This window comes from Paracraurococcus ruber (assembly GCF_004353985.1).
Classification (GTDB): domain Bacteria; phylum Pseudomonadota; class Alphaproteobacteria; order Acetobacterales; family Acetobacteraceae; genus Paracraurococcus; species Paracraurococcus ruber.
Window position 1 is genome coordinate 46,410 of the sequence record NZ_SMOA01000016.1, and the last position, 7,279, is coordinate 53,688.

General features: G+C 71.2%; 7 protein-coding genes. 3 read left to right on the forward strand and 4 right to left on the reverse strand.

The genetic code is table 11. The features are described from left to right. Positions 1 to 86 precede the first annotated feature (86 nt). From E2C05_RS05770 to E2C05_RS05780, 3 genes are read left to right on the forward strand one after another with little or no spacing between them, the layout of a single operon-like run. Positions 87 to 1,061 (forward strand): Bug family tripartite tricarboxylate transporter substrate binding protein, encoded by a 975-nt coding sequence (locus E2C05_RS05770; RefSeq protein WP_133218655.1) that lies wholly within the window; start codon positions 87 to 89, stop codon positions 1,059 to 1,061. Positions 1,062 to 1,078: 17 nt separating this feature from the next. Beyond that, positions 1,079 to 2,053: a hydroxyacid dehydrogenase gene (locus E2C05_RS05775; protein WP_133218656.1), complete on the forward strand. Its 975-nt coding sequence runs from the start codon at positions 1,079 to 1,081 to the stop codon at positions 2,051 to 2,053. 13 nt (positions 2,054 to 2,066) lie between these two features. After that, entirely contained in the window at positions 2,067 to 3,428 is a 1,362-nt protein-coding gene (locus tag E2C05_RS05780; protein ID WP_200305702.1) for an MmgE/PrpD family protein, read from the forward strand. A 24-nt stretch (positions 3,429 to 3,452) separates the two neighbouring features. On the opposite strand, the gene E2C05_RS05785 is transcribed toward E2C05_RS05780, so the two are convergent. The 4 genes from E2C05_RS05785 to E2C05_RS05800 all read right to left on the reverse strand — a co-directional run bounded on the left by E2C05_RS05785 (position 3,453) and on the right by E2C05_RS05800 (position 7,041). Further along, entirely contained in the window at positions 3,453 to 4,016 is a 564-nt protein-coding gene (locus E2C05_RS05785; RefSeq protein WP_133218658.1) for a lysozyme, read from the reverse strand. Positions 4,017 to 4,154: 138 nt separating this feature from the next. Beyond that, positions 4,155 to 5,435, reverse strand: a complete 1,281-nt coding sequence (locus tag E2C05_RS05790) for a TRAP transporter large permease (RefSeq protein ID WP_133218659.1) — start codon at positions 5,433 to 5,435, stop codon at positions 4,155 to 4,157. A gap of 71 nt (positions 5,436 to 5,506) precedes the next feature. Next, entirely contained in the window at positions 5,507 to 6,037 is a 531-nt protein-coding gene (locus tag E2C05_RS05795; protein WP_133218660.1) for a TRAP transporter small permease, read from the reverse strand. A 5-nt stretch (positions 6,038 to 6,042) separates the two neighbouring features. Continuing rightward, on the reverse strand, positions 6,043 to 7,041 hold the full coding sequence (locus E2C05_RS05800; RefSeq protein WP_133218661.1) for a TRAP transporter substrate-binding protein: 999 nt from the start codon (positions 7,039 to 7,041) through the stop codon (positions 6,043 to 6,045). Positions 7,042 to 7,279: the final 238 nt, after the last annotated feature.

Below are 7,279 nucleotides of genomic sequence, written 5' to 3' on the forward strand. Positions count from 1 at the left end.
GGCGGGTTCACGCGGCGCGGCGCGGCGTCCAGGCCGCGCCGCGGTCCGCCCTGGCGCTGGCCGGCAGGCAGGGGAGGGAGGAAGGCATGCGGCGTCGCCTTTTGCTCGGCTCGGCCGACCTGCTGCTGGCGCGCGGTGCCGCCGCGCAGGGGGCCGCCGGCGCCTGGGCGCCGGACCGGCCGGTGCGCCTGCTGGTCGGCTTCGCCGCCGGCGGCAGTTCGGATGTCACCGCCCGGCTGGTGGCGCAGGCGATGAGCGAGCGCCTGGGCCAGCCGGTGCTGGTGGAGAACCGCCCGGGCGCCGCCGGCAACATCGCGGCCGAGGCGGTGGCGCGGGCGGCGCCGGATGGCCACACGCTGCTGTTCGGCGTGAGCAGCACGCTGGCGGCCAATCGCTGGCTCTATCGCACGCTGCCCTTCGACACGCTGCGCGACTTCGCGCCGCTGTCGCAGGTTTCCGTCATCCCGAACCTGATCGTGGTGAACCCGCAACTGCCGGTGCGCAGCATCCCGGAGCTGATCGCCTATGCCAAGGCGAATCCCGGCCGGCTGAATTACGGCAGCGCCGGCGCCGGCACATCCCTGCACATGGCCTCCGCCAGCTTCGCGGCGCGGGCTGGCCTCGAGATGGTGCATGTGCCCTACCGGGGCGGCGCGCCGGCCGCCACAGACCTGATCGCCGGCAAGATCCAGATGATCGCCTCCCCCATGGTGGAGGTGGTCGGCGCGGTGCAGGCCGGGCAGTTGCGGGCGCTGGCCGTCACCACCGCCCGCCGATCGCCCTTGTTGCCGGAGGTGCCGACGGTGGCGGAGACGCTGCCGGGCTTCGAGATCCCGCTCTGGAACGGCATCCTGGCCCCCGCCGCCACGCCGCCGGCCGCCGTCGCGCGCCTGTCGGCCGAGATCGGGGCCGCGCTGCGGACCGAGGAGCTGCGCCGCCGCCTGCTGGAGCAGGGAAGCGAGCCGGCCCCGAGCACGCCCGAGCAATTCGCCGACTTCATCCGCGCCGAGATCCCGCGCTGGGCGGAGATCGTCCGCCTGTCCGGCGCCACCGCCGACTAGATCAAGGGAATACCAGGATGCCGCATGTCATCTGCCTGCGCTCGGTCCATGAGGAAGCGCTGGCCAAGCTGCGGAACGCCCCGGGCGTGACGCTGGAGGTGCTGGACCCGGTGAATGCGGAGACCATCGCCCGCGCCATGCCCAAGGCCGATGCGATCATCGTCCGCGCCACCCGGATCGACCGCGACTTCCTGCAGCATGCGCCGAACCTCCGCATCGTCGCCCGCCACGGGGTCGGCTACGATGCGGTGGATGTGGAGGCGCTGACCGAGCGCGGCATCCCGCTGACCGTGACGCCGGACGCCAATGCGGTGAGCGTCGCCGAGCATGCGATGATGCTGATGCTGAACATCGCCCGCGGCACCGCGGCCTACGACGCCAAGGTGCGCAAGCTGGAATGGATCAACCCGCCGGTGCCGCAGACCTTCGACCTGGCCGGGCGCACCGTGCTGGTGATGGGCTTCGGCCGGATCGGCGGGCGCGTGGCCCGGCTGTGCGCCGCCTTCGGGATGAATGTCCAGGTGCGCGATCCCTTCGTCCCGCAGAACACCATCAAGGGCGCCGGCTTCACGCCGGTGAAGGACCTGCACGCGGCACTGGCGGCGGCGGATGTCGTCACCATCCACCTGCCCAGCAACAAGGACACGCGCGGCTTCGTCAATGGCGAATTCATCGCCGCCATGAAGCCCGGCGGCGTGCTGATCAACACCGCCCGCGGCACGCTGGTGGAGGAGAAGCCGCTGGCCGCCGCGCTGGCCTCCGGCCATCTCGCCGCGGCGGGGCTGGACGTGTTCTGGGAGGAGCCGGCGCGGGCCGACAACCCGCTGCTCGGCCTGCCGAACGTGGTGCTGACGCCGCATTCGGCGGCGGCGACCGAACAATCCTTCCGGCGCATGGGCCTGTCCTGCGCCGACAGCATCCTGGCCTGCTTCGAGAACCGCCTGGACGAGGACGTGGTCATCAACAAGGAGGTGCTGCGCGGCAACGCGTAGCGATCACCACATGGTGGACAACCCGCTTCTGACCCTGGCCGAGCACGCGGCATCCTGGCGGACGCGGCCGCTGCCGCCCGATGTCGCGCATCATGCGCGTCGCGCGCTGATCGACTGGTTCGCGGCGCTGCTGCCCGGCCTGTCGAAGCCGCCCGCCACCCTGCTGGCGGCCGCAATGGCGGCGGAGCGCGGGCCGGGCCGGTCCATCTGCTACGTGGATGGCCGGCCCGGCCCCCTGCGCCACGCCGCGCTGCTGAACGCGACCGCCAGCCACACGGTGGAGTTCGACGACATCTTCCGGGACGCCGGCTACCATCCGGGCTGCCCGACCATCGCGCCGGCGCTGGCCGCCGTGCAGCAGCAGGGCGGCACGATGGACGACCTGCTGCGGGCCATCGTGGCCGGCTACGAGGTTTCCTGCCGCATCGGCATGGCGGTGCAGCCCAGCCACTACAGGAACTGGCACACCACCGGCACGGTCGGCACGTTCGGCGCGGCGGTGGCGACCGCGGTGGCGCTCGGCTGCGATTCGGAAAAGATCGCGCATGCGATCGCCACCGCCGCCACCTTCGCCGGCGGCCTGCAGCAGGCCTTCCTGTCCGACAGCATGTCGAAGCCGCTGCATCCCGGCCATGCCGCGGATGCCGGCGCGCTGGCGGCCATCGGCGCTGCGGCGGGGGTGACCGGCGCGCTGGACGCGCTGCATGGACCGAAGGGCTTCGCCGCCGCCACCAGCGAGGACACCGGCAAGTGGGACAAGGCGCTGGCCGATCTCGGCCGCCGCGTCTGCATCACCGAGATGACCTTCAAGAACCATGGCTGCTGCGGCCATATCTTCGCCGCGCTGGATGCGGTGCGCGACCTGCAGCGGGAGAATGGCTTCACCGCCGGCGACGTCGCGCGGATCCATGTCGGCGGCTATGGCCCGACCAAGAGCATCTGCGACCGCCCGAGCATCACGACCGAGCAGGAAGCGCGCTTCTCCGTCCAGTTCACCATGGGGGCCCTGCTGGTGCTGGGCGGCGTGCGCATCGCCGCCTTCTCGCCGGAGAACCTGGCGAATCCCGCCATCCGCGCGGTGATGCCGAAGGTGACGGTGGAGCTGGACCCGGAACTGGCCGATGCCTATCCGGCGAAGCGCGCCGCCAAGGTCCGGGTGGAGCTGGCGGATGGCAGGCGGCTCGACCGCTACCAGCCGACGCGGAAGGGCGACCCGGATGCGCCGCTGTCGGATGCCGAGCTGTCGGAGAAATTCCGCGAGCTCTGCGACCCGGTGATCGGCGCCGAGGCGTCGGCGGGCCTGCTGGCGGCGCTGTGGCAGGGCGATGCGGTGCCGGGCCAGCTGCCCAGCCCGCTGCGCGCCGCGGCGGAATAGCCGCCGGCCCGGGGCGGGCCGGCGTCAGAAGGCCGGCCAGTCGTCCAGCGAGTCGATCTCGGCCCAGCCGCGGGCGCAGGCCTTCGCGGGCGGCAGGCCGCGGAAGATCGCCGCTTCCGCCCAGCGGCGCCGCAGCAGGCCGAGCAGCGGCTTGTCGCCCTGCTTGATCCATTTGCGCATCTCGCCGGGCACCGCGGCGAGGTCACCGGCATTCAGCCGCTTGAGCAGGGTGGACCCCGCCAGGGCGTCGCCGCCGAGATTGTAGGTCCAGGAGATCAGCGCGGCCGCCTGGCACAGCGACAGCGGCGGCCTGACCAGCCGGGCGACATCCTGCGCGGCGCCCGCCATGTCGCGCAGCAGCAGGCTTTCCGCCTCGGCCTCGGTCACCGGTGGCGTCAGCGGCGAGATCGGCCTGCCCTTGGCGTCGCGGGTGGTGCCATAGCCGATCGTCCAGGTGCCGCCGGCCTGCGCGCCGTTGTCGTCATAGGGCGTTGCGGAGAAGCCTTCGATCCGCTGGAGCACGGCGGTCGCGGCATGCGGCACGCTTCGGCGGTCCCAGGTCGCGGCAAGGTCCTCGGTCTCCGACATGGCTGGCCCCCTGTCCGGCAGGACAGGAAGGCTAGCAGCAACGCATCGGGCCGCAATGAAATTGACGCGTCTGGGTTGTGCGCTGCCGCACTGCGTCGCGCACCGGGTTGGTGCCGCGGCGCGTGCGGCCCGTCCGGGTCAGCGGAACTGCGCCGGCAGCCAGAGCGAGAGGGCCGGGACATAGGTGACGAGGCCTAGGACGATCAGCATGGCCAGGTAGAAGGGGCCGCTGGTCTTGGTCGCGTCCCACATGCTCACTTTGCCGACGGCGCAGGCGACGAACAGCGCCGGCCCGACCGGCGGGGTGATCAGCCCGATGCCCAGGTTGACGATCAACACCACGCCGAACTGCACCGGGTCCATCCCCAGCGCCTTGACCACCGGCAGGAAAATCGGCGTGCCGATCATGATCAGCGGCGCCATGTCCATGAAGGTGCCCAGCACCAGTAGGATGACGTTGATCAGCAGCAGGGTCAGCAGCGGGTCCTCGGTGATGCCCTTCATCAGCGCCACGGTCTGCGCCGGCACCTGCAGCAGCGCCATCAGCCAGCCGAAGGCGGTCGCCGTGCCGATGATCAGCATGACCATGCCGGTGGTCCGCACCGCGCCGCCCACCGCTTCGGTGAAGCCCTGCCAGCCCAGGCTGCGATAGACCAGCACCGTCACCAGCAGGGCGTAGAGCACGGCGACGCAGGCGCTCTCCGTCGCGGTGAAGATGCCGCTGCGGACGCCGGCGAAGATGATGACGATCAGCATCAGGCCGGGCAGGGCCGCGACCATCAGCCGCAGCAGCGCGCCCCAGCCGGGAAAGGCTTCCCGCGGGTAGCCGCGGCGGATGGCGACCAGCCAGGCGACCACCATCAGCGTCAGCATCATGATCAGGCCGGGGATGATGCCGGCGGTGAACAGATCCGCCACGCTGATCGCACCGCCGGCGGCGATGACATAGAGGATCATGTTGTGGCTGGGCGGGATCAGCAGGTCGATCAGCGCGGCATTGGCGGTGATGTTCACCGCGTATTCCGGCGCGTAGCCGCGCGCCTTCATCTGCGGGATCATCACGCCGCCGACCGCGCTGGCATCGGCGACCGCCGAGCCCGACACGCCGCCGAACAGCGTCGCCGCCACGATGTTCACCTGCCCCAGCCCGCCGCGGAGATGCCCGACCATGGCGGCCGCCAGCGCCACCAGCCGGTCGGCGATCTGGCCGCGCAGCATCAGGTCGCCGGCGAAGACGAAGAACGGGATGGCCAGCATGGAGAAGATGTTCATGCCGGAGGCAAGCTGCTGGAACACCACCACCGGCGGCAGGTCCATGTACAGCACCGTCGCCAGGCTGGCGGCGCCCAGCGCGAAGGCGACCGGCGTGCCGATCAGCAGCAGCAGCGTGAAGCTGCCGAGAAGGACCGTGAGTTCCAAAACGCAGACTCCTGGGTTCCAAGGGCCTTTCGGCCTTTGGCGGGAGAGCGCGAGAGGGCAGAGCCCTCTCGCTAGGCGTCCGTCAGCAAGGTGTGCTCGGGCACCCCGGCCGGCGCCTGCCCGGTGACGGCATGTGCCAGCAGCCGTTCCAGCCCGAACAGCGTGATGAGCAGCCCGCCCACCACCAAGGGCAGGTATTCCACCGTGCCCGGCAGGCCCAGCGTCGGCAGCGTCGCGTCCCAGACTTCCAGCGCCAGGTCGGCGCCGTAGAAGGCCATGGCCGCGCCGAAGACCGTGACCACCAGGTCCGACAGCACGCGGAAGATGCGCGTGACGGGCGCCGGCAGCACGTCCCGCAGCGTGTCGAAGCCCATGTGGAAGCCTTCGCGCACACCGGCCGCCGCGGCGCCCAGGATGACCCAGGCCAGCAGCAGCAGCGCGCTGGCCTCGGCCCAGGCGGGCGTGTCGTTCAGCACGAAGCGGCCGAAAACGCCCCAGGCGACGACCAGCACCATGGCCACCAGCGCGATGCCCGACAGCAGGATGGCGATGCGCGACACCACCGCCAGCGCCGCGCCCACGCCGCGGTGCAGGGACTGCATGGCGCTCAGGCCGCCCGGATGCGCTCGACCAGCGACTTGAGCTTGGCGTCCTTGACGAACTGGTCGTAGACCGGCTGCGTCAGCTTCGCATAGGCGGCCTTGTCGGCCTGCACCATCTGGGTCCCGCCGGCGACCACCTTGGCGCGCGCCTCGTCCTCCATCGCGGCCCAGAGCCTGCGCATGTGCGGCACGCTCTCCTTCGCCGCCTGGCGCATGATCTCCTGGTCGGCCTTCGCCAGCTTGTCGAAGCTGCGCTTGCTCATCGCCAGGATCTCGGGGGAGTTGCTGTGCTCCGTCCGCGTGTAGAATTTCGCCACCTCGAAGTGGCGGGACGTGAAGTAGGTCGGCTCGTTGTTCTCGGCGCCGTCCACCACGCCGGTCTGCAGCGCGGAATAGACCTCGCCGAAGGGCAGCGGCGTGGCGTTGGCGCCGAAGGCGCGCATCAGCGCCACCCACATGTCGGATTGCTGCACGCGGATCTTCAGGCCCTTGAGCTGCGCCGGCTCCTGCACCGCATGCGGCTTGGTGTAGAAGCTGCGCGCGCCGCTGTCGTAGTAGGCGAGGGTGATGAGCCCGTAGGAGGTGGTGTCGCGGCCGATCTCCTCGCCGATCGGGCCGTCCATCACCTTGTGCATGTGCGGCGTGTCGCGGAACAGGAAGGGCAGGCCCATGGCGATGGTGGCCGGCACCAGGTTGTTCAGCGGCGCGGTGTTCACCCGGGTGAAGTCGATGACGCCGAAGCGCGTCTGCTCCAGCGTGTCCTTCTCCTCGCCCAGCTGGCGGGAATGGAACATCTGGATCCTGATGCGGCCGCTGGTGCGCTCCTCCACCAGCTTGCCCATGAATTTCACGCCCTCGATGGTCGGGTAGCCGTCGGGGTGGATGTCGGCGGCGCGCAAGGTGACGCCCTGGGCGGCGGCGCGGTTGGCGACGAAGGGCGTCGCCAGCGGGACGGCGGCCAGGGCGCCGAGGATGCCGCGGCGGGACGGGGTGACGATGGTCATGGAAGCCTCCTCCTCGGCCCGGGATGGTCTTCCGCCGCCCGGGCATATGGCACTGCCATAGCAGATGGCAGAGAGGACCGGGAAGGCCGCTCCGCCAGGATTGTTCCGCGGCCATGGCGGCGCGGCGCCGGCGGATGAACGCCGCATCGCGGCGGGTCGCCGGCGCCGGGGCCAGGCCGCGGCGCGCCGTTCAGGCCGCCGCCTGGCGCGCCAGCAGGCCCCAGCCGGCCAGCAGGTC

Coding starts and splice junctions, on each gene's coding strand:
- E2C05_RS05770 (WP_133218655.1), top strand. CDS start 87: ATGCGGCGTCGCCTTTTGCTCGGCTCGGCCGACCTGCTGCTGGCGCGC.
- E2C05_RS05775 (WP_133218656.1), top strand. CDS start 1,079: ATGCCGCATGTCATCTGCCTGCGCTCGGTCCATGAGGAAGCGCTGGCC.
- E2C05_RS05785 (WP_133218658.1), bottom strand. CDS start 4,016: ATGTCGGAGACCGAGGACCTTGCCGCGACCTGGGACCGCCGAAGCGTG.
- E2C05_RS05795 (WP_133218660.1), bottom strand. CDS start 6,037: ATGCAGTCCCTGCACCGCGGCGTGGGCGCGGCGCTGGCGGTGGTGTCG.
- E2C05_RS05800 (WP_133218661.1), bottom strand. CDS start 7,041: ATGACCATCGTCACCCCGTCCCGCCGCGGCATCCTCGGCGCCCTGGCC.